Source organism: Parvularcula lutaonensis, assembly GCF_014651915.1.
Lineage (GTDB): Bacteria > Pseudomonadota > Alphaproteobacteria > Caulobacterales > Parvularculaceae > Parvularcula > Parvularcula lutaonensis.
Genome location: NZ_BMXU01000001.1, coordinates 1,403,369 through 1,426,939, shown reverse-complemented (window position 1 = coordinate 1,426,939; position 23,571 = coordinate 1,403,369). Strand labels below are relative to the sequence as shown.

Sequence of the window (23,571 nt, the reverse complement as noted above, 5' to 3'; positions counted from 1 at the left end):
TTTTTCTTTGGGATGCCTTTCACGAGAAGAGGAGGCGACCATGGCGCGGATCGTTGGGCTGGGCGGGGTCTTCTACAAGACCTCTGACCCCAAGGCCCGGACCGAATGGTATCAGAAGCATCTCGGGCTGCGCCCCGGAGACGGTTATAACGGCGTCGAGATGCGCTGGCGCAGACCTGACAAGCCTGACCACCAGGAAATGTCGCTTGTCTCGTTCTTTGATCGGGATACCAAGTATCTCGGCGATGCCGGCCAGCCCTTCATGCTCAACTTTGTCGTCGAGGATATCGAGGGCATGGTCGAGAAGCTGCGCGGCGAAGGCCTTGAGGTCGAGGACATCGTTGACGAGGGCTATGGCAAGTTCACCTGGGTCACTGATCCCGACGGGGTGAAGATAGAAATGTGGGAGCCGGCAGGCCCGATGCCGGACTTGCCGGAAGACTGAGCAGCTCAGAAGCCTAACGTTGCCTCCCGGACGGCGGCGCCCCACTCGTTGCGCACGGATAGGTCCACTGTCCTGGCTTCCCAGTCGATTTCGATTTCGCCGTAATTGATCGTGTAGACGGGATCGCCAAGCCGTTTCGGCCCCGGTTCGATCGAGGTGTTGCCGTCCCTTTCGCGCCAGATGCTCTGCGGCGCATTGATCGAGGAAGCGGTCAGCTCATAAAGCGGAAATCCTGTCGTTTCCTTCTCGAGATAGATGCCGCCAAGGTGCCGGTCGCCCGATACCATCACAATGTTCCGCACGCCGCTTTTATCGATCGTGTCATAAAGCCGTTCACGAGCAAGGGGCAGGGTGCGCCATGCTTCCCAGCCATGGCCCTCGGCGATGACCTGGATGGAACTGACGAGGATGCGGAGATCAGCGGGCTGGGCAAGGACTTCGGCCAGCCATCGCTCCTGTTCGGCCCCGAGCATCGTCTGCTCGGGGTCAGCGCTCGGCACATAGCGCTCCTTACCCGGAGCATTCCGTTCGTCGGTCCTCGTCAGGTCCGAGCGGAAGAAGCGGGTGTCGAGCAGGATGATCTGAAGCCGCTGGCCCTCGGGGCCGAGGACTTCCGACGTGTAAACCCCATCTCGGGCGCGGCGTTCATCATCGGAAGGGAGCGCCCATGCGTTCTCGAAGATCTTCTCGGTCTCGAACTTGCGGGGGTAGTTCCCGCCCTGATCGTTCTGGCCGTAGTCATGGTCGTCCCAGGTCACGAGCAGTGGGATCTCTTCGCGGAAACGCGTGAACTCCTCGCGTGCGGCAAGGTCCTGGTAGGCGACGACCAGCTCGGTCAGGTTGGCATCGGCGAGGTCCCAGACATCCCCATAGACATTGTCGCCCAAGAGCACGGCGAGGTCAGGATCGCGCGCGGCGATGACGTCGAGGACGTCGAGCGGGTCCTTCTGCTTGATGCAGCTCCCGAAGGCGATACGGGTGACCGGTGCGGACCTGTCGAGGGGCGCGGAAGCCATCGGCTCGACCTGCGACCACGGCTCCAAGGGCCGGGGCGGGACGCCGGCTTCCTCGATGACAGGCGCGGTGGAACAGGCGGCGAGGGCCAAGGCGGCAGAAGTGAAGCGCAGGAAATTCATGCTGCGCCTCCTAGCGGTCGATTGTGACAGTTCCTACTCCGAGGGTGTCGCAGCGTCGTCCGCGCGGAACCCGCCCGGCGTGTTGGCGGCCATCCACGTAAAAGCGGCATAGACGGCGACATTCTGGGCAAGCTCGTCAGGGTCGATCTTGTCGAAGGTGTCGTCGGCGGTGTGGTGAAGATCGAAATAGTCCCAGCCATTCTGCCGGAGGGTGACGACCGGCACCCCCATCGCCCGGAGCGGCGTAACGTCGGGTCCGCCGCCTGCCTGGTTGTTGCCAAGGGCGACACCGGCGGGGGCCAGCACACGGATCATGTCGCGACCGAGCCCGATTTTGTCCTCGCCGAAGCGCGTGTCCATTTTCCAGATCTCACGGGCGCCGAAATCGCTTTCGGCGGCCACGGCGTGCTTGGAAAGCTCGTCCCTGTGCTGTTCCGCATAGGCGCGGGCGCCGAGAAGGCCGACTTCCTCGGCACCCCAATAAACGAGACGGATGGTGCGCAGGGGTTTCTCGTTCGTCTCGTTGACGTGATCGAGGATCAGCTTGGCGGCGCCCGTCGTGATGCCGATGCCTGCTCCGTCATCCACGGCGCCTGTGCCGAGATCCCAGCTGTCGAGGTGGCCACCGATCACGACGATCTCGTCCGTCTGCCCCGGAATCTCCGCGATGACGTTGCCCGAGGTGACTTCCTGCTTGGTCTCCACCGCCATGTCGAGGGTGACCGAGACGGGGCCGCGCTCCAGCGCGCGCTGGAGCTGCTCGGCGTCAGGGAAGCTGAGTGCTGCCGTGGGGATCTTCCTGACGCCGTCTTCATAGCGCATGCCGCCTGTGTGCGGGAAACGGTGTTCGTCCGTACCCACCGATCGGATGAGGGCCGCGATCGCGCCGCGCTTGGCCCCTTCATTGGCCGCGCCCGAGCGCTTGCGCACCGCGACGCCATAGCCCGAGCCGTCCTGCGTCCGGGTCATGCCCTCGTCGACGAAAACGATCTTGCCGCGCAGAGCGTTATCCATCGGCGCCTCGATGAGGTCGTCGAGGGTCTCGAAGCGGACGATTTCGCCGGTCAGGCCACCCTCGGGCGTGCCGACGGAATTGCCGAGCGCCGTGATGTGAAGCTCCTGCGGGAAAGGCTCAGCAATGGCCGCATATTCATAATCGCGCGCCCAGTAGGGCATGGTGAACTCTTCGATCCGGACGTTGGAGAAGCCGAGCTCTTCGAGATGCTCCACCGCCCAGTCGCGGGCGCGTGCCTCGGCCTCGGAGCCGCCGAGGCGGGCGCCGACTTCGGTCGTCAGGTCCTCGGTCGTCTGATAGCCGACTCGGTCTTCCAGCCCCTGCCGCAGAAGGAAGTCAGCGGTTTCTTTCACCTCGTCAGGGATGCCCTGGGCAGAGGCGACGGAGAGGCTGGCGGCTGCGGCGAGGATGATGCTCTTCATGGCCGGGAGAGTTCGCCTCTCGCGGCGCAAGGTCAAGGTGTCAGCGCGCGTCGAGCCCTTCAAAGAAGCCTGTCATGTCCGCGACGACTGGCGCCCGGTCCGTGAGCGCCACGGCGACGATGATCTCGATATGGTCGATGTCGTCATAAAGAACGCTCCTCGCCTCGACGCCGAGACCTTCGAGCATGCGCGCGAGCTCGGTGGAGTTTTTCGGGCTGACGACGTCGTCATCCTTGCCGTGGAGAAGGATCATGGGGGGCGCATCGGGGGTCAGGCGGTTGACCGGCTGGGTGGCTTTGAGGTCGTCCGCCCCGCCGAAGGCCGCCTTGGTCACGCGGCTGTCGAGAGGCAGAAAGCTGTATGGTCCCGCAATGCCGGCCACGCCATCAATGATGTCGGGCGAAGTGCCTTCGGCTTCGAGAAATTCCGGCGCCACAGCGACTTGCACGGCGTTGTAGGCGCCTGCGGAGTGACCGGCGAGGAACAGGCGATCAGGATCGCCGCCCCATTCGCTGGCGTTTTCATGGACATAGGCCACGGCCTTCGCGACATCGGCCATGAAGTCGTCATAGTCGAATTCGGGCGATAGGCGGTAATTGATGACCGCCGTGACGTAGCCCTCGGACGCGAAGCGCCGACCGAGCCAAGGGTAATCGTTCTTGTTGCCCTTCTCCCACGAGCCGCCGTGGATGAAGACGAGGACCGGGTGCGGACCCTCGCTCGTCGGCATGTAGACGTCGAGCTTCTGGCGCTCGATCTCGCCATAGGCGATGTCGGTCTGCCGCTCCCATTGGCCGGAAAGCTTCGGAGCCACGGCGTTGAGGATGGCGGGGCCACTGCAGGCGGAAAGGGCGAGGGCGGCACTGAGGCTGAGAAGAAAACGCATTTCGCGACCCTGCCGCGTGGGCGGCGCGCCGTCCATGGCCTCGATTGCCTCAGTACCGGATCGCGAGGCCACCGCCGATGAAGGAGCCTGCATCGGCATCACCGACGCTGATACCGCCATTGAGGTCAAGCTGCACGTTCTGGCGCAGCAGGTAGGTGTATCCGCCATCGATATACCCGACGTCGGCGTCGATACCCTCGGTCGCCTGAACAAAATGCTCGATGAAGAATCCGTGGGCTCCGCCTGGGCTGTAGGAGAGGCCCACGGCGTTGGAGAACTGGTTCCTGCGGTCTTCACCGAAAGATGTCGTGCCGAACGTGGCCGTGCCAAAGAGGCCGAAACCCTTGCCGAGGCTGTTCGACCACAAGGCGCCGATCGATCCGTCGATCTGCGAGCCTGCGTCATCGCCGGAGGGAATGACCGCCGTGCCAATGATGCCGAAAGCAGGCTTCGCACCCTCTCCGGGCGTGAGGGCATGCTTCACTGAAAGGGTCACCCCGCTGGCCGATGTCTCGCCCTCGCCGAAGTGAAACCTGACCAGCCAAACTGTAATTCGGTGTCCCCGCCCAAGCCGTAGCGGGCGAGGAATTGCGGGGCGTTGCCGCGGTCGGCGAGGAGGTTCCACTCAACGCCCGTTTCGAGCTGGGCGAAGCCGCGGCCGAGCGCCTGCGGGCTGGTGCTGAAGCCCGGGCGTTCTGCGATGATCGGAGACTGCGCCGCCCCGAGGGCAGGAGCCGTGGCAAGGAGAATGGCGATCAGGGCTCTCATGGGCACCTCCTGGATGATGCTGCAACAAAGCCATTGAGCATCGTTCGTTCCCATCGCATCCATGACGATTTCGCATAGGATCGCCGTGCCGACTCACTGGCGGGAGAGCGTGATGCGATCGAGTGCCCTGATCCTGGTTCACGGCGTGCCGGATACCGCGGCGCTGTGGCGTCCACTGAAGGATCGCTTGCCCAAGCGCGAGGGGCCTGTGGTGGCGTTGTCCCTGCCGGGATTTGGCTCGCCACTTCCCGCGGGTTTTTCGTGTACCAAGGACGCCTATGCCGACTGGCTGCTGGCACAGGTCGAGCGCATTGCCTGCAACGGCGTGCCCGTCGATATCGTCGGTCATGACTGGGGCGCCCTGCTCACGACGCGGGCCGTTAGCCTGCGGCCCAAGCTGTTCAGGAGCTGGGTCCTCTCCGGTGCCGTGGTGCAGAAGGACTATCCCGGACATACATTTGCCAGTCTCTGGAACACGCCGGTCATCGGTGAGCTGATGATGGCGATGCCAAAAGCGGTGGCGAAGCGGATCTTGATGCGGCAGGGGATGCCGCCCGATCTCGCGGCCATCGAGAGCGCGGCTGCCGACCGCACGATGCGCTCGGCGATCCTGAAGCTCTATCGCTCCGCAGGCGGACTGGCGCGTTTTCCCGACTGGTTGCCCGATGTGCACCGTATGCCATCCAAGGGCATGGTGATCTGGGGCGGGAAGGATCCTTACGTGCCGCCTGTCTATGGCCAGGCCTTTGCGAAGGAACGCAGCGTGCCCTTCCACGTCGCTCCCGCGGCCGGGCACTGGGTCGTCGCGCAAGACCCGGACTTCGTGGCTGAGAGGCTGGCCCGGTTCTGGGGCGTTTAGAGGATCGCCGAGCGCGGCGTCGCCCAGATGTCGAGCTTGCCCGCGACCGGATGGACGAAGGGCTCGCCGGTGTTCGTGCCGCCGATCTTCTCTGCAACGGCCTGGCTGCCTTTGTTCGTCGGGTCGATGACGTGGATCACCCGGTCGAGGTCCGGCTTCTGCTCGAAGATCCAGCGGCAGGCGGCGCTGGCCGCTTCGGCGGCGTAACCCCGTCGCCAGCGGCGGGGATGGATGGTCCAGCCGACCTCGAGCGCGGGCCAGCCCACCGGATACCAGGGGCCGACACGGCCCACGAGGAGGCCGGTCGTCTTCTCTTCCACCGCCATGAAGCTGAAGCCCCGGAGGGGCCAGTGACCTTCCACCATGGCGATGTCGCGGCCAGCCTGGGCGAGGGAGGCGGGCCCCGGAATCAGGGTCGCCTCCACCGCAGGCTGGTTCATCATCTCGAAATAGGCTTGCGTGTCCGACAAGCGGAAGCGCCGGAGGATGAGCCTTTCGGTACGGAGGACTTCAGCTCCCGGCGCCACCTGTTCCATCAGCTGAGGCTCGGGTCGATCTTCTTGCAGGCCTCGACGAGGTCTTCGACCGCGGCGACCGAGTGCTCGAACATCTGCTTTTCTTCCTCGGTGAACTCGATCTCGAGGATACGCTCGGCACCTTCCTCACCGATGACGATCGGCACGCCGACATAGCGGTCCTTCACGCCGAACTCGCCATTGAGGTAGGCCGCACAGGGAACGACGAGCTTTTTGTCCTTGAGGTAGCTTTCCGCCATCTGGATCGCGGAAGCTGCCGGGGCGTAGTAGGCCGAGCCAGTCTTCAGCAGGCTGACGATCTCGCCGCCGCCCTTGCGGGTGCGGTCGACGATGGCATCGAGTTTTTCCTGCGTGGTCCAGCCGAGCTTGACCATGTCCGGCAGCGAGACCCCCGCGACGGTCGAGTAGCGCAGCGACGGAACCATGGTATCGCCGTGGCCGCCGAGGACGAAAGCCGTGACGCTCTCGACACTGACGTTGAATTCCTCGGCAAGGAACATGCGGAAGCGCGAGCTGTCCAGGATGCCGGCCATGCCGACGACCTTGTTGGTCGGAAGGCCCGAGAATTTCTGCAGGGCCCAGACCATCGCATCGAGCGGATTGGTGATGCAGATGACGAAGGCGTTCGGCGCATATTTGGCGATGCCTTCGCCAACCGATTTCATCACCTTGAGATTGATCTCGACGAGGTCATCGCGGCTCATGCCGGGCTTGCGCGGCACGCCTGCGGTGACGATGCAGACGTCGGCCCCTTCGATGTCCTTGTAGTCCTGGGTGCCCTTCAGGCGGCAGTCATAGCCGTCGACGGGGGCCGATTGGGCGATGTCGAGGGCTTTGCCCTCTGGGATGCCTTCGGCGATGTCGAAGAGGACGACGTCCCCAAGCTCTTTCTGAGCTGCGATGTGAGCGAGGGTGCCGCCGATCATGCCCGAACCGATAAGGGCGATCTTGTTGCGCGCCATGTCTGTCTCCTTGGTACGAAAAGAATAGGTTGGCCGCGCTCTAACCCCCGCGGCGCTGCACCGCAACGTGGACTGGCGGTTGGGTTGAGGAACCGCTAGCAGAGCGCGCGTGAGCCTATCGACCGGACGCTTCCTCGCGCTCTTTGCTGCGCTGATCCTCGCCCTCACGGGCGGGACGGTGGATCTTGAACATGGATCGAGCGGACCGGTCATTGTCGTCTGCAGCGAGCATGGCACCTATGAGATGCCGCTCGACCTCGGTGACCCTCAGGACAGTGCCGTCGAGCTTTGCTGCGGCGACTGCGCCGTCGCCGAAGCTGTTCTGGTCTCGGTCGCTGGGGCCTTGGCGAGCCCGCCCCGCATGGTGCGCGAGCGGTTCGAGCGGCCTGCAGATCGCGCAGGCTTCGTCCGCTGGGCATGGCATGCACCGCCCATGAGGGGACCGCCTTCCTTCGCCTGATCCACCCAATTTTGATCAGTCAACGAAGGAATTACCAAATGAAACGCATTTCCCTGGCAGTGCTCGCGCTCGCCACTTCGCCCGCGCTTGCGCATGACGGCCCCCACGCTGCGGACCACGCGCCGATCGGCGTCATGGCCGACCACCGTCACAAAGCTGGTGAGTTCATGGTCTCCTACCGCTTCATGCGGATGGATATGGAGGGCAACCGCGACGGCACTGACACGCTTTCCCCCGAAGAGATCGCGACCACCGTCCCGAACCGCTTCTTCGGCCGGCCGATGCAGCCGCCGACCCTGCGCGTCGTGCCCCTTGAGATGACCATGGACATGCACATGGTCGGCGCGATGTGGGGCGTGACGGACAAGGTGACCCTGATGGCGATGGGCAGCTATCTAACGAACACCATGGACCACGTCACCTTCCAGGGCGGCATGGGCACCACCGAGCTCGGCAATTTCGAAACCGAGACGGCTGGCTTTGGTGACACGACTGTTGCAGCGATCATCGGCCTCGATGATGGGAAGAAGGAAGGTCGGCAGTTCAACCTCAACCTTGGCATCAGCCTGCCCACCGGCTCCATCGAAGAAACCGATCAGATCCTGACCCCGATGGGCATGCGGCCTGAGCCGCGGCTGCCTTATCCGATGCAGCTCGGCTCCGGCACCTATGACTTCAAACCGGGCTTCACCTACCGCGATCGGGAAGGGAAGCTGGCTTGGGGCGGACAGGTCTCGGGCGTCGTGCGCAGCGGTGACAATGGCGAGGGCTACACTCTTGGCGACCGGGCCGAGGCGACGGCTTGGTTTGGCTACGCGCACAGTCACGCGGCGGCGGGCTTTATCCGCCTCAAGGGCGTGACCCAAGGCCGGATCGACGGCCAGGACCCGCTCATCGTTGCGCCGGTCCAGACCGCGGACCCAGCCAATTTCGGCGGTGAGACGGTGGAGGTTTTCCTCGGCCTCAACCTTGCCGGTCAGCAAGGAGCCCTGCGCGGGCACCGGGTCGCGGCTGAGGTCGGCTTCCCTATCTATCGCGACCTCAACGGCCCACAGCTCGAAACTGACCTGACGGCCACGATTGGCTGGCAATACGCCTTCTAAATCGCGTGGGCGCTCCCGCCCCTGTGGCGGGTGTGCCCACGCGATTGCGAAGTTCCCTTCGGAACGGCACAGCGCCGGGGCCCGTTTCTCGCGTGAAGCTTTCACGGAGGCAAATCATGGCCGACATTCTTCGCGTTATCGCAGCGATCATCCTGCCGCCGCTTGGCGTGTTCCTGCAGGTGGGTCTTGGGATGCATTTCTGGATCAACCTGATCCTCGCGATCACCGTCTTCGGGTATCCCGTCGCGATCATCCACGCCCTCTACGTCATCCTGACCCGCTAAGGTCCTGCCCATGCACTGGCGTGACAGAGCCTTTGCGTTACCGCGGGCGGGCGACATGCCGCTGCGCCTGCCAGTGAAGAGGAAGCCCGTGACCGAGCACAAACCGTTGCCGACGGAGATCGTCCGTCTCGACCGGATCGCCAAGTTGCTGGACAGCCAGTTCAGCTTTCTCGGCATCCGTTTCGGACTCGATTCCCTGCTCGGGCTTGTGCCTGTGGTCGGTGATGCGGCGGCGCTCGGGATCTCGGGTTACCTGATCGCCGAAGCCGCGCGCGCCGGTGCGAGCCGGGGCACGCTTCTCAAGATGGTGCTGAATTCAGGCATCGACGCGACCATCGGCTCGATCCCGGTGATCGGCGATTTGTTCGATGTCTTCTTCAAGGCGAACAAGCGCAATGTGGCGCTCGTCCGCAAGGAGATGATGCGGCGTCATGCCGAACGTTCGGCAGGCAGTCCGATGACGGCCAAGCTGCGCTGAGCCGATCGCCATTGCTTCTTCCTATCACTTCTGACCCAGCAGAGAGGCTTCTTCGGAAGCCTCTTTCGCCGAGGCAATGGCGTTTTCGACGGAGCCGTTCTTGCGCGCCTCGAAATAGTCCTTCGTCATCTTGAACACGATCGGGCTCAGGAAGATCAGGGCGACGAGGTTCGGCGCCGCCATCAGCCCGGTCAGCGTATCAGCCGACACCCAGACGAGGTTCACGATTCCGGCGATCCTGTCCTGGAAGCTGATGAGCGCAGAACCGAGGAAGACCACGACCACCCAGGAAATCCGGAACGGAACGATGGCCTTTTCCGAGAACAGGAAGGCGCAGCAGCGCTCGCCGTAATAGCTCCAGCCGAGGATGGTCGTGAAGGCGAAGACCACGAGGCTGATCGAAACGAGGTGCTCGCCAAAGCCCGTCAGCGTGGCATCGAACGCCGAAGCGGTGAGCGGCACGCCGGTGTCGCAGCCTTCGGGCTGCAGGCCGTTCTGGAAGATCTCGAGCGTGGCTGCGGTCGGGATGCAGTTGTCGCCGATGACGCCCGAAGTGAGGATCACAATGGCGGTGATCGTGCAGACGATCAGTGTGTCGATGACGGTGCCCAGCATGGCGACGATGCCCTGGTTCACCGGGTCCCGGTTCTTGGCCGCCGCGTGGGCGATGGGAGCGGAGCCCTGGCCTGCTTCGTTGGAGAAGATGCCGCGCGCGACACCTTTCTGCATCGCCAGCATGAGAAGGCCGATCGAGATGCCGACACCTGCGGAGTCGAGGCCGAACGCACCCGCAAAGATCCGGCCGAAGGCGCGCGGGACTTCGTCGATATTGGCTCCGATCACGATGAGCCCCGCGACAAGGTAGGCGGCTGCCATGAACGGAACGAGTTTGGAGGCAACGCCAGCGATCCGCTTCACCCCGCCAAGAATGACCGCGGCTGCGCCGAGGGAGACGATGGCACCGGTCAGGATCGGGTTGATGTCATAGGCGGAATGGAGGCCGTCCGCGATGGAGTTCGACTGGACCAGCGCGCCGGTTCCCCAGGCGCCCAGCATGCCGAATGTCGCGAAGAGCCCCGCGAGCCAGAGCCAGCTCTTACCCATGCCGTTCTTGATGTAATACATCGGGCCGCCGACATGGTTGCCGTTGGCGTCGGTTTCACGGAAGCGAAGGGCGAGGACGCCCTCGGAATACTTGGTCGCCGTGCCGACGATCGCCGTCATCCACATCCAGAACACCGCGCCTGGCCCACCAATGGCGATGGCCGCGGCAACGCCCGCAATGTTCCCGGTGCCGATGGTCGAGGAGAGGGCCGTCATGAGGGCGCCGAAGGGCGAGACCTCGCCTTCGCCCTTTCCCGAGCGTTTCCGGAACAACTCGCTCAAGGCGAAAGGGATCTTGCGCACCGACATGAAGCGCAGGCCGATGGTCAGGTAAAGGCCGGTTCCCAGAAGGAGAGCGAGCATCGGCACGCCCCAGACGATCTGGTTCAGTCCCTGGATTAGTCCTTCAAATCCCATGAGCGGGGGCGCTCCTCAAAGCCTGTTGTTCAAAGCGCCGGACGCTAAGGGGGACCCCGCCGGTTGTCCAGAAGAACGCAGCTTTGCCGCGCTGCGGCGATCGGCGCCGTTCAGCAAACTTCCCGGCGCAGCGCCCGCTGCCCAAGCTGCGGCAAGCAGAAGGAGCGTGCCCCCCGCGTTGCCTGTGCCTCGAGTAGGATGGACCCCGCCAGGGGGGGAGACTGGTCCGGCTGGCGGGTGGCGAAAGTGGGCACCAGCGGTTGGCTCCCTCGCCTGATCGCGGCAGGTTATTCCGTGTCCGTAGTGATGCTGGCGATGGCAACCGTCAAGAGGAAGGACCTGCCGTCCTACCTGGCCTTTCCGTTCTGACGCTCTTCGCAGCGGTGTTCCTCCCGGAGGTAAGCCTCCGTGCGCATCTCGAACAGGCGGCTGGCGGTGCGCTCGAACTCGAAGGCGAGCTTGCCTGAGGTGTAAAGCTTGTCCGGCTCCGCCGCCGCAGAGCAGACGAGCTTGCACCGGTGGTCATAAAGTGCGTCGATCAGTGTGCGGAAGCGACTGGCCGCGTCAGCGTTCTCCGGCGACAGCAATGGGATGCGGTCGAGAAAGACGGTTGCGAAACGCCGGGTGATGGCGAGGTAGTCGCTGGCGCCAAGGGGATTCTCGCAGAGATCGGCGAAGCTCGCCCTCGCGACATCGCCGGTAGCCTGAGAGAGGACGACCTTCCGTCCCGAGACGAAAAGCGTTTCCGGATGGGCGTCTTCGCCCATCGCCTGCGCCTCGAAAGCCGCATCCATCGCGCGATCGGCGTCTTCGTCGAGCGGGGTGAAGTAGAGGCCATGCTTCTGGAAGCCCGCCAGCCGGTAATCCTCGGCGGCCTTCACTTCGTGCACTGTCATGACTTCCTGGATGAGGTCGATGAACGGCAGGAACAGCTCGCGGTTGATGCCGTCCTTGTAAAGATCCGTAGGGTGACGGTTGGACGTCACCACCAGCGTGCCGCCGCGGGCAAAATAGTTTTCAAAGAGCCGCCCGAGCAGCATCGCATCGGCAATGTCCGTCACCTGCATCTCGTCGAGACAGAGAAGCTCGGCCTCCTGAAAGGCTGCCTTGGCGGCGTGGGGAATGGGATCATCGAGACTTGCCCGGCGGCCTCGGTTCGGGTGCTTGCGCCGCTCCGCCTCCCCCATGTCACGCCAGTTGGCGATGAAGCCGTGCATCTCCTCCATGAAGACGTGATAGTGGACCCGGCGCGTCGGCAGGTCCGGCGCTGATCGCGCGAAGAGGTCCATCAGCAGGGTCTTGCCCGCGCCGACGCCGCCATAGAGATAAAGACCCGACGCCTCGCGTGGCGGCTGCCATGGCAGGCTGCGCCGCTTGCCGTCCCGGAGGCGGGTTTCGAGCGCGTCGAGCGCTTCGGCTGCCGCACGCTGGGCCGGGTCGGGTCGCAGGCCTTCGGAAAGCAGCTCTTCATATTGGGAAAGGGTGCGCGCCATTGCGGCATCGGATAGGGGGCGAAACCATGGCTGACAACGCTCCAGTGACCCTTGCTGACCTCGAAGCTGCACATCGGCGCATTGCGCCCTACATCCTGAGGACACCGCTCCTTCGCTGCGATGCGCTCGACGAGGTCGCGAAGGGCAGGGTCCTCGCCAAGGCCGAGTGCCTGCAGGGCACGGGAAGCTTCAAGCTGCGAGGTGGTCTCAACCACATCCTTTCGCTGACCGAGGACGAGAAAGCGCGGGGCGTCGTGGCCTATTCCTCTGGCAATCACGCACAGGGCGTGGCGCGCGCGGCGAAGATGGCGGGCGTGCCTGCCGCGATCGTCATGCCCGCCGACGCACCCGAAGCGAAGCGCACACGGACAGCAAGGGATGGAGCGGAAGTCATCCTCTATGACCGTGAGAACGAGAGCCGGGAGGAGATCGGAGCCAGGCTGGCGGAGGAACGAGGGGCGAAGCTCGTCCCACCTTTCGACCACCCGCTCACCGTCGCAGGGCAGGGGACGGCGGGCCTGGAATTGGCCGAGGACATGGAAGGCCCGATCGACCAGGTGGTGATCTGCGCCTCGGGCGGAGGGCTTGCGGCAGGGATCGGTATCGCCGTCCGCGCCAGCTATCCTGATGCCGAGATCATCGTGGTGGAGCCCGAGGGTTTCGACGACCTCGGCCGGTCCCTCGCTACGGGCGAACGGCAGGCGAACACCCAGCGCGGTGGCTCGATCTGCGACGCGCTCCTTGTTGAGATGCCGGGGGCCATTCCGTTCGACATCCTCCGCGGCCTCGATGCGCGCGGAGTGACCGTTTCGGACGACGAAGCCCTGTCGGCCATGGCTTTTGCTCTTCACGAGCTCAAGGTCGTCGTCGAGCCTGGAGGGGCCGTCGCGTTGGCTGCGGTTTTGAACGGCAAGGTCGATACGGCAAGCCGGTCGACCGCGATCATCCTGTCCGGGGGGAATGCAGATCCTTCGACGCTGGCGCGGGCGCTCAAAGAAAATTGATTCCGGTCATGGCGATGGAACCTGAAAAGTGCCGTTAGACCTTCCATCTGCAACGTCGCGGCGGCTGCTGCGAGAAGGGCTACCATCATCAACAAATCTTTCCCTCTGGGGCTTGCTGCGTCGGTGCTTGCGATCACCGCCTGCAGCTCCGTAGACCAAGAGCCACCGGCTGGATCTGGCTCGATCGTCTCGGAAAAAGTCACCACCGATTTCGACTACCCGACCTACAGCAAGGCAACGCTTTTCGATGAGGCGGAGAACGCTTTCGGCCAGCTTTCTGCCGAAATGGCCGAGGTGATCGCCAAAGTCTTCGAGAGACAGGGCCGTCCTCAGGCCTTTATAGCCGGTGAGGAAGTTGGCGGGGCGGTTGGCGTCGGCCTTACCTATGGCCGCGGCTATCTCTACCGTCCGGGTGCGGAGCCAGTGCCGGTGTTCTGGCAGGGACCCAGCCTCGGCTTTGACCTGGGCGCCGATGCGTCGAAAGTCTTCATCCTGGTTTACAATCTCGGCCCGACCGAGCGAATCTTCCGGCGCTTTCCCGGCGGTGGCGGTAGCATCTTCTTCGTCGGCGGTGTCGGCGGCGAGGCGATGACCAAGGACGGCATCACCGTCGTTCCGATCCGTTCGGGCATTGGTGCGCGCACCGGGGTCTCGGTCGAATACATCAAGTTCACGCCGGAACGGGAGGTCAACCCGTTCTAACCGCTCGCGCTGCGCGATCCGCATGAGAAAGGGGGCCTCTGGCCCCCTTTTTTTGTTCCGGCGTTGATACGGTGTCAGGTGACCTTCTGGCCCTGGCGTTCGACGAGCATACGCTTGATCTCGGCGATGGCTGCGGCCGGGTTCAGACCCTTCGGGCAGACCTGGACGCAGTTCATGATCGTGTGGCAGCGGTAGAGCTTGAAGGTATCGTCAAGCTGGGCCAGCCGCTCTTCGGTCCTGTCGTCGCGGCTGTCCTTGATCCAGCGATGGGCCTGAAGAAGCGCGGCCGGGCCGAGATATTCTTCGTCCTGAAGGCCCTCGTCTTCCTTGTTCCCGTTCCACCAATAGGATGGGCAAGCGGTCGAACAAGACGCACACAGAATACATTCGTAAAGGCCGTCGAGAAGCTCGCGTTCCTCAGGGCTTTGCAGGTGCTCCTTCTCCGGCACCTCATCGGACTGGAGGAAGGGCTGGATCGAGGCGTGCTGCTCGTAGAACTTGGTCAGGTCCGTGACGAGATCCTTGACCACCGGCATGTGCGGGAGGGGGTAGATGTTGATGTCACCCTTGCCGAGTTCGTCGAGCCCTGTGGTGCAAGCCAGGCCATTCTTGCCGTTGATATTGAACGCGCAGGAGCCGCAGACACCCTCGCGACAGGAGCGGCGAAAGGCGAGAGTCGGATCGAGATCGGATTTGATCTTGATCATCAGGTCGAGGACCATCGAGATACCGTCGGTGTCGACCTCGTAGGTGTCGATCCGCGGATTCTCGCCGGTGTCCGGGTCGTAGCGATACACACGGACGGTCCGCAGCTTGGCATCGCCCTTCGCTTCGGACTTGTAGGTCTTGCCTTGGCCGCTGATTTTCGAGTTCCGCGGAAGGGTGAGTTCGACCATGACTGAGAACGCTCCGGACTAGATAAGCTCTTGCTCTTCGCCGTTGCAGGTAAAGGGTTTGTGGATCGAAATCAAAGGGCGATTTGGCGCGGGTTTCCCGAGGTTTGCCGGTTGTTTCACCGTCGAGACGGATTATGGCTCCTCAGGTCTTCCTTGCGATGATCCTCATACCCGGCTTGGCGTGGGGCGGTAGCCAGAAGCGCTTGAAGCCATTGGCAGCCAGAAGGGCTTTCATCCCGGCCTTGGTGAAAAGATTGATGTGCTCGGGCGGCTTGACCGAATGCCAGTCGAGAAGGGCCTTCGGACGCCTCGGGTGTCCGCAGTCCGGCGTCGTCATGAACAGGAGGCCGTTCCTGTCGAGCCGGGCGTGGCAGGCGCGCAGGAACGCAGCGGGGTCGGGGACGTGCTCGATGACCTCGGCGCCGTAGAGGAGTTGGTAGGGCTCGTCCGTGGGAACGTCGTCCACCTGGCCCTCGATGAATTGGACCTGCGGGAAGAGTTCTTTTCCCTTGGCGATCGCGTCGGTGTCGATTTCCACGGCGTGCGCCTCGAAGCCCATCCTGCGGGCCGCTTCCGCGGCCGTGCCGATCGATGCGCCAATCTCGAGGAAACGCCGCTGCCCGTTCCCGGCCCTCGGCGCGATGAGGGAGAGAAGCCGGAGCCGCTTGCGCGCGCGGGCGACTTTCTTGCCAGCCTTGGCCACGAAGCCATCGGTCATGTGGTAATGGGAATAGAACTGGCCGAGCTGTTCGCCATTCGGGATCACGCTCATGCCGACCGAGCCGCAGGCGAGACACTCCATCAGGTCGGGCGCCATCGCCGCGACACCGCAGGCCCTGCCAGCCTCAAGGCGCATCGGTCCGTCAGGGCGGCGGCTGAGGCTGTCTTCCCATTCCGCCCAACTTGCGGCAAGCTTTCGCTCAGGGTGCTGACAAAGCGGGCAAGTGATTTGCTGGGTGCTCATGGCCGAGAGAGAAGACGGCTCCGTCGCCGCTGGCAACCGCTAACGGCTCAATCCTCCTGCTGCTTTGCACGGATGCGGCGGCCAAGGGGCTCAATCTCGATCCACCAGGAGCCGATGGCGCCCTTCTTGAGGGTCACGCTCCTGATTTCGTCCCGCTTGCGCTCAGGGATGCGTGTGTTGTCGCTGGAAAGCTGGCGCCAGGTCTCGCCATTATCGAGCCGAAGGATCAGCTCGCCGCGGGGGGCCCAGCCGATCGCTTCGACATTGGCCGAGTACTCTTTCGGCGGTTTTTTGGCGCTGCGCGCTTCCTTGCGGGCCGTGAGGAGCTCCCGCTCGGCTTCCCGAGCGCGGGCTTCGGCTTCTTCGAGGCGCTGCTGGATCAGGGCCAGGGCCTCGGGATCGGGTTCTGGAGCAGGCTCGACACGGCGCGGCGCAGGCTCTGGCGCGGCTTGGGCGACCGCAACCGGATCCGCGGGCTCCGCTGCCTTGGCGAGCGCAGGATCCCCGGCGGCGACACGGTCGAAACAGGCGAGCCGCGCCCGGCTCCGCTCGATCTCCGCGCAGGCGCGATAAGCCTCAAGGGTCGAGCCGTCCTGTGCGGACAGGACCAATGCGGCGGACAGGGCGAAGATCATAAGCGGCCTCCCAAGGTCGGTGATACCTTATCCAGAGAGTCCCCCGCCCGCCAGAGCAGGAGGTCGATATCGCCGCTCTCTTTCACTTGGCTCAAGTGATGACCGCAACGAAAAAGCCCCGCCGAAGCGGGGCCTTTGCCTTCAACGCCGGAAGCGGGGCTCAGTAGACCCGCTTTTGTGGTTCGATGTAGCTGATCTCATTCGACAGGGTCCAGGTGTGCACCGGACGGTAGTCGATGTCGCTCTCACCGTTCTCGAACCAGGCGATGGTGTGCTTCATCCAGTTCTCGTCGTCGCGTTCCGGGAAGTCTTCACGGGCGTGGGCGCCGCGGCTTTCTTCCCGGTTCGCAGCCGAATCCATAGTGACGATCGCCTGGGCGATGAGGTTGTCATATTCGAGCGTCTCGACGAGGTCGGTGTTCCAGACCATGGTCCGGTCCGTGACAGAGATGTCCTCGCCACCCTTGTAGACCTCGCGGATTTTCTCCTGGCCTTCTTTCAGGACCTCGCCCGTCCGGAAGACGGCAGCGTTGTTCTGCATGACCTTCTGCATCTCGAGGCGCAGCTCGGCCGTGCCCGTGCTGCCATCGGCATAACGGAACCTGTTGAGGCGATCGAGCGCCTTGTCGCCGGCACCTTTCGGGAGGTCAGGGACCGCCTCGTTCGGGTCGATGATCTCGGCGCATCGCAGGCCTGCGGCACGGCCGAAGACGACGAGGTCGATGAGCGAGTTCGAGCCGAGGCGGTTGGCGCCGTGTACCGACACACAGCCTGCCTCGCCAATGGCCATCAGCCCAGGGACGACCGTGTCGGCGTTCCCGTCGACCTTCGTCAGGACCTCGCCGTGATAGTTCGTCGGGATACCGCCCATGTTGTAGTGGACGGTCGGGATCACCGGGATCGGTTCTTTCGTGACATCCACACCGGCGAAGATTCTCGCGGTCTCCGAGATACCCGGCAGGCGCTCGGCCAAAGTCTCGGCCGGGATGTGATTGAGGTTCAGGTGGATGTGGTCGCGGTCCTTGCCAACGCCGCGGCCCTCGCGGATTTCCATGGTCATGGCGCGGCTAACGACATCGCGCGAGGCGAGATCCTTCGCAGACGGCGCATAGCGCTCCATGAACCGCTCGCCTTCAGAGTTGGTCAGGTAGCCACCTTCGCCGCGCGCACCTTCGGTGATCAGGCAACCAGCACCATAGATGCCGGTCGGGTGGAACTGCACGAATTCCATGTCCTGGAGCGGCAGGCCCGCGCGCAGCACCATGGCGTTGCCATCGCCGGTGCAGGTATGCGCCGAGGTCGCGGAGAAGTAGGCGCGGCCGTAGCCGCCCGTGGCGAGGATCACCATCTTGGCGCGGAAGCGGTGAATGGTGCCGTCCGCCAGGTTCCAGGCCATCACGCCCTTGCACTCACCGCCGTCCATGATCAGGTCGAGGGCGAAATATTCGATGAAGAACTCAGCTTGCTGACGAACAGCCTGGCCGTAGAGCGTATGCAGGATTGCGTGGCCGGTCCGGTCTGCGGCGGCACAGGTGCGCTGCACCGGGCCCTCGCCGAAATTCCGCGTCATGCCGCCAAAGGCGCGCTGGTAGATCTTGCCTTCCTCGGTGCGGGAGAACGGGACACCCCAATGTTCCAGCTCGTAGACGGCTGCCGGCGCGTTCTTGCAGAGATACTCGATCGAATCTTGGTCACCGAGCCAGTCCGAACCCTTGACGGTGTCGTACATGTGCCAGCGCCAGTCATCCTCGCCCATATTGCCGAGGGACGCGGAGATTCCGCCCTGTGCCGCGACGGTGTGCGAGCGGGTGGGGAAGACCTTGGTGACGCAGGCGGTTTTCAGACCGGATTCCGCGGCACCCAGGGTTGCGCGCAGGCCCGCGCCGCCGGCACCGACAACAACCACGTCATAGGCGTGATCGACGATCTCATAGGAACTGGTGGGCATGGTGGCCGACATACTGAACGTGCCTCCTCAGGCGATAAGCGTAATGGCGATGACCGACGTGACGCCGACGATGCCGATCAACAGGGCGTAGATCGAGTTGAGACCATGGGTCAGGGACCGGGTCCCTTTCTTGTGCAGGTAGTCATCGATCACGTCGCCGATACCGATGGACATATGAAGCGGCACCGACAGGAACCATGCGACGAGAAGCGCAGCGACCCACCAGGTCGAGACCCAGGCGAGCATGTCCTCTCGGCTCGCCCCGATCAGCGAGATCGCCGAGATGACGAGCCAGATGGTCAGCGGCACCTGGACAAGTGCGGTCAGACGCTGGCGGGCGAAGTGCTTGGTTGCCGAGCTGGCCATCAGTTGGCTCCTCCGAAGGTGAAGCCGGCCCAGAAGATCAGGCCGGTGAGAATGACCGACGCGACGAAAGCCAGCGTTGCGGTGAGGTTGCCCGCTTCTTTCGAAATCGCCTTCCCCGAATCCATCGCCAGGTAGCGAAGGCCGTTCACGAGGTGGAACATGATTGACCATGTGAAGCCGACGAGAAGGATCAGGCCCAAGGTCGAACCGAGGAAGCCCATGACAGCATCGAAGGCGTCCTCCGAGATCGCGGCGGAGGCGATCCACGCGGTAAGGAGCAGCATGCCGATTGCGTTCGCAATCCCTGTGGCACGGTGGGTGATCGATGCAGCCATGGTCACGGTGAACTTCCACACCTGCAGGTGCGGCGACATCGGCGCGTTCCGGCCGGGGATGAATTTCACTTGGTGAGCAGACTCGGACATAAGAACTCCAGCTGGCTGGCTACCCAATGCCCCACTTGGGTGCAAAGCGGCAAGGGGAAGCAGCGGTGTTGCGCAAGGTTCTTGCTCAACGGTTGAGCCTCGGGTCGGGCTTTTGGGCTTTAAACGCAAGGGAAGAACTTCGAGATGCGCCATTCGGTCATGATCCTGATCCTTCTGGGCCTCTTCACGCGGGCACAGGCAGACGACGGCACGCGGTTTTCGATCCACACCGACCCGTGGCTCGCGCTTCATCACTATGCCTATCACCAGGCGCGGGCGCTTTCGGACGAGAAGCTGAGAAGCCGCGTGCCGATCGCCGAAGAGGACGTGGCTCTCTTCGATGACCAGGTCAGAATTGCCTTCGAGCCCGTGCGCATTGCCTATGACCGGTATCTCGACCGGGATCTTCTTTTCGACGACGAGCTGCGCGGCGTTGCCGAAGCGCTTATCGCCGGAGGGCCGGATCGCCTTGACGACCGCGAGCTCGCCGTTGCGCTCGAGAATTTCATGCCGGTCTATCGCGACGTATTCTGGCCTGCCCATGCCGCGGCAGCCGAGGCGACGCGGATAAGACTGCGGCAGCTTCTCGAAGATCACGGCGATGCCATGGCCGAGCGGAGCGCCGTGCAGCTCGAAGGACGCTGGCCAAGTGAGCCGATCAGGGTCGATGTCCTCGCCTACGCGAACTGGGCCGGAGCCTACACGGACAATGACCCCGCCCGCCACATCACCATCGGTGCACGGGACGAAGATATCGGCGCGCACCTCCTGGAAATGATCTTCCATGAGGCATCGCACACCGAGCCGCTCGGCTCAGTGATGTATGAGACGGCAACCCGCCTTGCCGCCGCGTCGCCCGTGGACGCGCCGGAGTTCTGGCACACGGTCCAGTTTTATGCCGTGGGCCGCGCAGCCAAGGAGGTCCTTGGTCCGGGTTACACGCCCTATGCCGCGGCGCAGGGCCTGACGGAATACCAGCGGTTCGGCCGAAACTGGCGCGCGCTCGACGCTGTCTGGGACAAGCACGCGACGATGGAGGCGCGGTGCGCGGCGGCACTGGCGCTCATGGAGCAGCAGTCAGGCAATTGACGACCGGCCTTTTTTCCCTCTGCCGTGGACAGCGCCGCGCCCTGCGTGCAACCTTGGGCAGAGGTGAACGACCATTGGGGCATGGCATGAAGGCATTACTCGCGGGCGCGGCGGCATTCCTGGCTTTCGGGGCAGCAAGCGCGCAGGACCTCCGTCCGGTGACCGAGTCCCTGACGGCCCAAGACATCGAGCGGGTCATGGAAGAAGCCGGACTTTCGCCGACGATGACTTTCGATGCCGATACCGGTGCGCCTGTCGCCACCGGCAATGCCGATGGCGTCATCTTCGTGGTCCGGGCCGTCGACTGCGAAGGTAATCCCCAGCGCTGCGGCCAGCTCGTGATGTTCGCGAATTTCGATCTGCGCCGCCCGATCACGGACCGCGACTTCCGGATCGTCAACAGCTTCAACGACGGCAACAAGAACGGTCGTGCCTATGTCCTCGAAGGCTCCGCGCAGATCGGTGTCGATTACGTCATCGACCTGACGGGCGGTGTGACGGATGAGCATATCAGGAACCGCCTCGACCGCTGGCCTGGCATCATCGGCAAGTTCCGCCAGGACATGCAGCAGGCTTACGCGGGAAGCTGAGGCAAACCCTCGTGCTGCCTGACGAACCTGAGATGGAAGACGGCGGGCGCCGGACGCTCGGCGTGATCGACGGCACCGCGACACAGCTGGCGCTCGCTGCGCTGATGCTGCTGCCCACTGCACTCGCCTGCATCTTCTGGCCTCGGGCGCTGGGACGGATGATTCCCGCGATAGAGCCGGAAGGGCGGCGCGGGATCTGTCTCGCGCCGGGAGCCTTCTTCCTTATCAGTGTTCTGACGAGCCTTCTCCTCGCGGCGACGTTTCTTGCCGATAGTGGTGGGGCCATGGCCCGGGTCGGCACGGAGATCGGATCAGCCGCTTCTGAGGGCGAAGTCTGGCAGGTCGCAGCGCTTCTCTTCCCGCTTTTTCTCGGTGCGACCTCGATTGGCCTCTTCGCGCTCGTCGCAGGGATGCTGGCGCGTGTCCCCGACTGGTCGATCGTGGCCGCCGTCCGCTCAGGCTTCTATGCAGTCTTCACTGTCGGCTTCGGTGTCACCATAGCGGAGCCGTTTTCCCGCCTCTTTGGCGATGGCGGCGCCAACGGCGTGGTCGAGCCTGTTGTGGCCATCGTTGGTGGGCTGATGATCGCCTGGTTCTTCGGCGCTCTGCTGTCCCAGAAAGCAGGATGGCCCCGCGCCCTGACAACGGGGGCCATCACCGGGATCCCGGTAAGCCTGATCGTGCTTGCTGGCTATTCCTAAGCCGCAGCTTCCTTAGCCCGGCGCTTGCGCATGTGGGGCTCGAGTTCGATCTTCCGGAGACGAATCGTTTTCGGCGTGACCTCGACCAGCTCGTCGTCGCCGATATAGCTGATCGCTTCTTCGAGCGAGAGGCGGCGCGGCGGGGTCAGGCGGACGGCGTCGTCCTTGCCCGCGGCGCGGATATTGGTGAGCTGCTTGGCCTTCAGCGGATTGACGTCGAGGTCATCGGGCTTGGCGTTTTCGCCGATGATCATGCCCTTGTAGACCTTCTCGCCAGCACCGATGAACATCACGCCGCGCTCCTCGAGGTTCCACAGCGCATACGGAACACTCTCGCCGTCCCCATTCGAGATGAGGGCGCCGTTCCGGCGAGCTTCAATCTGCCCCTTGTGCGGAGCATGTTCGAGATAAGCGCGGTTGATGACACCAGAGCCGCGGGTATCAGTCAGGAACTGCGAGTGATAGCCGATGAGGGCGCGGGCGGGTGCGTGCAGCACGATCCGGGTCTTTCCGCCTCCTGACGGCTTCATCTCGACAAGCTCGGCCTTGCGCTGGGTCAGGGTCTCGATCACAGAGCCGGTATATTCGTCATCGACGTCGATCGTGACTTCCTCGATCGGCTCGAGGAGCTGGCCGTTCTCGTCCGTCCGGGTCACGACCCGCGGGCGCGAGACGGCGAGTTCGAAGCCCTCGCGGCGCATGTTCTCGAGCAGCACGCCGAGCTGCAGCTCGCCGCGGCCCGCCACTTCATAGGCATCACCGTCCGGGGTCTCCGAGACCTGGATCGCGACGTCGCCTTCTTCCTGTCGGAAGAGGCGCTCCCGGATAACCCGGCTCTGGACCTTGTCACCCTCGCGGCCCGCCAGTGGCGAGTCGTTGGGGGCAACACGGATGGAAAGGGTCGGCGGGTCGATCGGTTGCGCAGGCATTGCATCGTCTACGGAAAGATCGCATAGAGTGTCGGCGACCGAGGCTTTCTGGTAGCCCGCAATCGCCACGATGTCGCCCGGGCGCGCTTCCTCGATCGGCTGGCGCGACAGGCCCCGGAAGGCAAGAACCTTGGTGATCCGCACACGCTCTACTTCGGAACCATCGGCCGACAGCGCCTTCAGCGTCATGCCGGGGCGGGCGATGCCCTGCTGCACACGGCCCGTCAGGATGCGGCCGAGGAACGGGTCGGCTTCCAGCGTCGTCGCCAGCATCTTGAACGGCTTTTCCGCTGCGTCATCGGCCACCGGCGGCGGGGGCACATGGGCAATGATGCGCTCGAAGAGGGGCGTCAGGTCCTGACGCGCGCCGTTCTCTTCCTCATCGGCCCAGCCGTCGCGGCCCGAAGCGTAGAGCACCGGGAAGTCGAGCTGCTCGTCGGTCGCGCCGAGGGCTGCGAAGAGATCGAAAGCCGCATCCAGCGCCGCGTCGGGCTCGGCCTGCGGACGGTCGACTTTGTTGAGGCAGACGATCGGGCGGAGGCCCAGCGCGAGGGCTTTGGACAGGACGAATTTGGTCTGCGGCATCGGGCCTTCGGCGGCGTCGATCAGCAGCACGCAGCCATCGACCATCGACAGGATCCGCTCGACTTCGCCGCCGAAATCCGCGTGGCCCGGCGTGTCGACGATATTGAGGCGGACTGGCTGGTCGCCTTTCTCCCACAGGACAGAGGTACACTTGGCGAGAATGGTGATCCCGCGCTCGCGCTCGATGTCGCCTGAGTCCATGGCGCGCTCGGCCATGTCCTGGTGCGCCTGCACAGTGCCGGACTGGCGGAGCATTTCGTCAACGAGAGTGGTCTTGCCGTGGTCGACGTGGGCGATGATCGCGATATTGCGAAGTTGTTCAGTCATGGCGGGGCCAGTGACTGGTTTTTGTGCACTGCGCAAGTGAAA

At 63.9% G+C, this 23,571-nt stretch carries 27 protein-coding genes; 11 read left to right on the top strand and 16 right to left on the bottom strand.

Features of this window, described 5'->3' with window-relative positions:
* Positions 1-40 precede the first annotated feature (40 nt).
* Positions 41-445, top strand: a complete 405-nt coding sequence (locus tag IE053_RS06915) for a VOC family protein (RefSeq protein ID WP_189573770.1) — start codon at positions 41-43, stop codon at positions 443-445.
* 5 nt (positions 446-450) lie between these two features.
* Here the strand turns inward: IE053_RS06915 and IE053_RS06910 are convergent, their stop codons facing one another.
* The 5 genes from IE053_RS06910 to IE053_RS06890 are packed head-to-tail and all read right to left on the bottom strand — an operon-like array spanning position 451 to position 4,672.
* A complete protein-coding gene (locus tag IE053_RS06910) occupies positions 451-1,581 on the bottom strand; it encodes an alkaline phosphatase D family protein (RefSeq protein ID WP_189573767.1) in 1,131 nt (376 codons plus the stop codon).
* Between the two features lie 33 nt (positions 1,582-1,614).
* Positions 1,615-3,018 carry a M28 family peptidase gene (locus IE053_RS06905; RefSeq protein WP_189573765.1) on the bottom strand — a complete coding sequence of 468 codons (1,404 nt, stop codon included), beginning with the start codon at positions 3,016-3,018 and terminating at the stop codon, positions 1,615-1,617.
* 40 nt (positions 3,019-3,058) lie between these two features.
* Positions 3,059-3,904: an alpha/beta hydrolase gene (locus tag IE053_RS06900; protein WP_189573762.1), complete on the bottom strand. Its 846-nt coding sequence runs from the start codon at positions 3,902-3,904 to the stop codon at positions 3,059-3,061.
* Between the two features lie 49 nt (positions 3,905-3,953).
* Complete coding sequence (locus IE053_RS06895; RefSeq protein WP_189573759.1) at positions 3,954-4,388, bottom strand: transporter; 435 nt, start codon at positions 4,386-4,388, stop codon at positions 3,954-3,956.
* An 8-nt stretch (positions 4,389-4,396) separates the two neighbouring features.
* Positions 4,397-4,672: a hypothetical protein gene (locus tag IE053_RS06890; protein WP_189573756.1), complete on the bottom strand. Its 276-nt coding sequence runs from the start codon at positions 4,670-4,672 to the stop codon at positions 4,397-4,399.
* A gap of 61 nt (positions 4,673-4,733) precedes the next feature.
* Here IE053_RS06890 and IE053_RS06885 point away from each other — a divergent pair, with 61 nt between their 5' ends.
* Positions 4,734-5,531: an alpha/beta fold hydrolase gene (locus tag IE053_RS06885; protein ID WP_229786090.1), complete on the top strand. Its 798-nt coding sequence runs from the start codon at positions 4,734-4,736 to the stop codon at positions 5,529-5,531.
* Here IE053_RS06885 and IE053_RS06880 read toward each other — a convergent pair.
* Positions 5,528-6,067 carry a GNAT family N-acetyltransferase gene (locus IE053_RS06880; RefSeq protein ID WP_189573753.1) on the bottom strand — a complete coding sequence of 180 codons (540 nt, stop codon included), beginning with the start codon at positions 6,065-6,067 and terminating at the stop codon, positions 5,528-5,530. The genes IE053_RS06885 and IE053_RS06880 overlap by 4 nt on opposite strands.
* A complete protein-coding gene (gene mdh / locus IE053_RS06875; protein WP_189573750.1) occupies positions 6,067-7,029 on the bottom strand; it encodes a malate dehydrogenase in 963 nt (320 codons plus the stop codon). The genes IE053_RS06880 and mdh overlap by 1 nt, the downstream gene beginning before the upstream one ends.
* Before the next feature lie 109 nt (positions 7,030-7,138).
* Between mdh and IE053_RS06870 the strand changes: the two genes are divergently transcribed.
* From IE053_RS06870 to IE053_RS06855, 4 genes are all read left to right on the top strand, one after another.
* Positions 7,139-7,489 carry a DUF2946 family protein gene (locus tag IE053_RS06870; RefSeq protein WP_189573747.1) on the top strand — a complete coding sequence of 117 codons (351 nt, stop codon included), beginning with the start codon at positions 7,139-7,141 and terminating at the stop codon, positions 7,487-7,489.
* Positions 7,490-7,527: 38 nt separating this feature from the next.
* A complete protein-coding gene (locus IE053_RS06865; RefSeq protein WP_189573743.1) occupies positions 7,528-8,592 on the top strand; it encodes a transporter family protein in 1,065 nt (354 codons plus the stop codon).
* 116 nt (positions 8,593-8,708) lie between these two features.
* Positions 8,709-8,876: a YqaE/Pmp3 family membrane protein gene (locus IE053_RS06860; protein WP_189573740.1), complete on the top strand. Its 168-nt coding sequence runs from the start codon at positions 8,709-8,711 to the stop codon at positions 8,874-8,876.
* Between the two features lie 88 nt (positions 8,877-8,964).
* Complete coding sequence (locus tag IE053_RS06855; protein ID WP_229786089.1) at positions 8,965-9,354, top strand: DUF4112 domain-containing protein; 390 nt, start codon at positions 8,965-8,967, stop codon at positions 9,352-9,354.
* A gap of 24 nt (positions 9,355-9,378) precedes the next feature.
* Here the strand turns inward: IE053_RS06855 and IE053_RS06850 are convergent, their stop codons facing one another.
* Together IE053_RS06850 and zapE are read right to left on the bottom strand one after the other, a co-directional pair.
* On the bottom strand, positions 9,379-10,875 hold the full coding sequence (locus tag IE053_RS06850) for an alanine/glycine:cation symporter family protein (protein ID WP_189573737.1): 1,497 nt from the start codon (positions 10,873-10,875) through the stop codon (positions 9,379-9,381).
* Positions 10,876-11,222: 347 nt separating this feature from the next.
* The gene (zapE, locus tag IE053_RS06845; protein WP_189573734.1) at positions 11,223-12,368 is read right to left on the bottom strand and encodes a cell division protein ZapE; all 1,146 of its coding nucleotides are present in this window, start codon (positions 12,366-12,368) and stop codon (positions 11,223-11,225) included.
* Positions 12,369-12,394: 26 nt separating this feature from the next.
* Between zapE and IE053_RS06840 the strand changes: the two genes are divergently transcribed.
* Positions 12,395-13,372: a threonine ammonia-lyase gene (locus IE053_RS06840; protein WP_189573731.1), complete on the top strand. Its 978-nt coding sequence runs from the start codon at positions 12,395-12,397 to the stop codon at positions 13,370-13,372.
* Positions 13,373-13,495: 123 nt separating this feature from the next.
* Positions 13,496-14,074 (top strand): EipA family protein, encoded by a 579-nt coding sequence (locus IE053_RS06835; protein ID WP_229786088.1) that lies wholly within the window; start codon positions 13,496-13,498, stop codon positions 14,072-14,074.
* 74 nt (positions 14,075-14,148) lie between these two features.
* Here the strand turns inward: IE053_RS06835 and IE053_RS06830 are convergent, their stop codons facing one another.
* The 6 genes from IE053_RS06830 to sdhC form a co-directional block, all read right to left on the bottom strand.
* The gene (locus tag IE053_RS06830) at positions 14,149-14,970 is read right to left on the bottom strand and encodes a succinate dehydrogenase iron-sulfur subunit (RefSeq protein WP_189573728.1); all 822 of its coding nucleotides are present in this window, start codon (positions 14,968-14,970) and stop codon (positions 14,149-14,151) included.
* A gap of 142 nt (positions 14,971-15,112) precedes the next feature.
* Positions 15,113-15,934: a class I SAM-dependent methyltransferase gene (locus IE053_RS06825; protein ID WP_189573725.1), complete on the bottom strand. Its 822-nt coding sequence runs from the start codon at positions 15,932-15,934 to the stop codon at positions 15,113-15,115.
* A gap of 47 nt (positions 15,935-15,981) precedes the next feature.
* Positions 15,982-16,569 carry a hypothetical protein gene (locus tag IE053_RS06820; RefSeq protein ID WP_189573722.1) on the bottom strand — a complete coding sequence of 196 codons (588 nt, stop codon included), beginning with the start codon at positions 16,567-16,569 and terminating at the stop codon, positions 15,982-15,984.
* 160 nt (positions 16,570-16,729) lie between these two features.
* Positions 16,730-18,529 (bottom strand): succinate dehydrogenase flavoprotein subunit, encoded by a 1,800-nt coding sequence (sdhA, locus tag IE053_RS06815; protein ID WP_189573720.1) that lies wholly within the window; start codon positions 18,527-18,529, stop codon positions 16,730-16,732.
* Between the two features lie 15 nt (positions 18,530-18,544).
* Positions 18,545-18,883, bottom strand: coding sequence for a succinate dehydrogenase, hydrophobic membrane anchor protein (gene sdhD / locus IE053_RS06810; RefSeq protein ID WP_189573718.1), 339 nt, complete (start codon positions 18,881-18,883; stop codon positions 18,545-18,547).
* Positions 18,883-19,308 carry a succinate dehydrogenase, cytochrome b556 subunit gene (gene sdhC / locus IE053_RS06805; protein WP_189573716.1) on the bottom strand — a complete coding sequence of 142 codons (426 nt, stop codon included), beginning with the start codon at positions 19,306-19,308 and terminating at the stop codon, positions 18,883-18,885. The genes sdhD and sdhC overlap by 1 nt, the downstream gene beginning before the upstream one ends.
* A 144-nt stretch (positions 19,309-19,452) precedes the next feature.
* Between sdhC and IE053_RS06800 the strand changes: the two genes are divergently transcribed.
* The 3 genes from IE053_RS06800 (at position 19,453) to IE053_RS06790 (ending at position 21,688) form a co-directional block, all read left to right on the top strand.
* Complete coding sequence (locus IE053_RS06800) at positions 19,453-20,397, top strand: hypothetical protein (protein WP_189573714.1); 945 nt, start codon at positions 19,453-19,455, stop codon at positions 20,395-20,397.
* A gap of 86 nt (positions 20,398-20,483) precedes the next feature.
* Positions 20,484-20,987, top strand: coding sequence for a YbjN domain-containing protein (locus tag IE053_RS06795; RefSeq protein ID WP_189573712.1), 504 nt, complete (start codon positions 20,484-20,486; stop codon positions 20,985-20,987).
* A gap of 11 nt (positions 20,988-20,998) precedes the next feature.
* Complete coding sequence (locus IE053_RS06790; RefSeq protein WP_189573710.1) at positions 20,999-21,688, top strand: hypothetical protein; 690 nt, start codon at positions 20,999-21,001, stop codon at positions 21,686-21,688.
* On the opposite strand, the gene typA is transcribed toward IE053_RS06790, so the two are convergent.
* Positions 21,685-23,529 (bottom strand): translational GTPase TypA, encoded by a 1,845-nt coding sequence (gene typA, locus IE053_RS06785; RefSeq protein ID WP_189573708.1) that lies wholly within the window; start codon positions 23,527-23,529, stop codon positions 21,685-21,687. The two genes, IE053_RS06790 and typA, sit on opposite strands and share 4 nt — an antisense overlap.
* Positions 23,530-23,571: the final 42 nt, after the last annotated feature.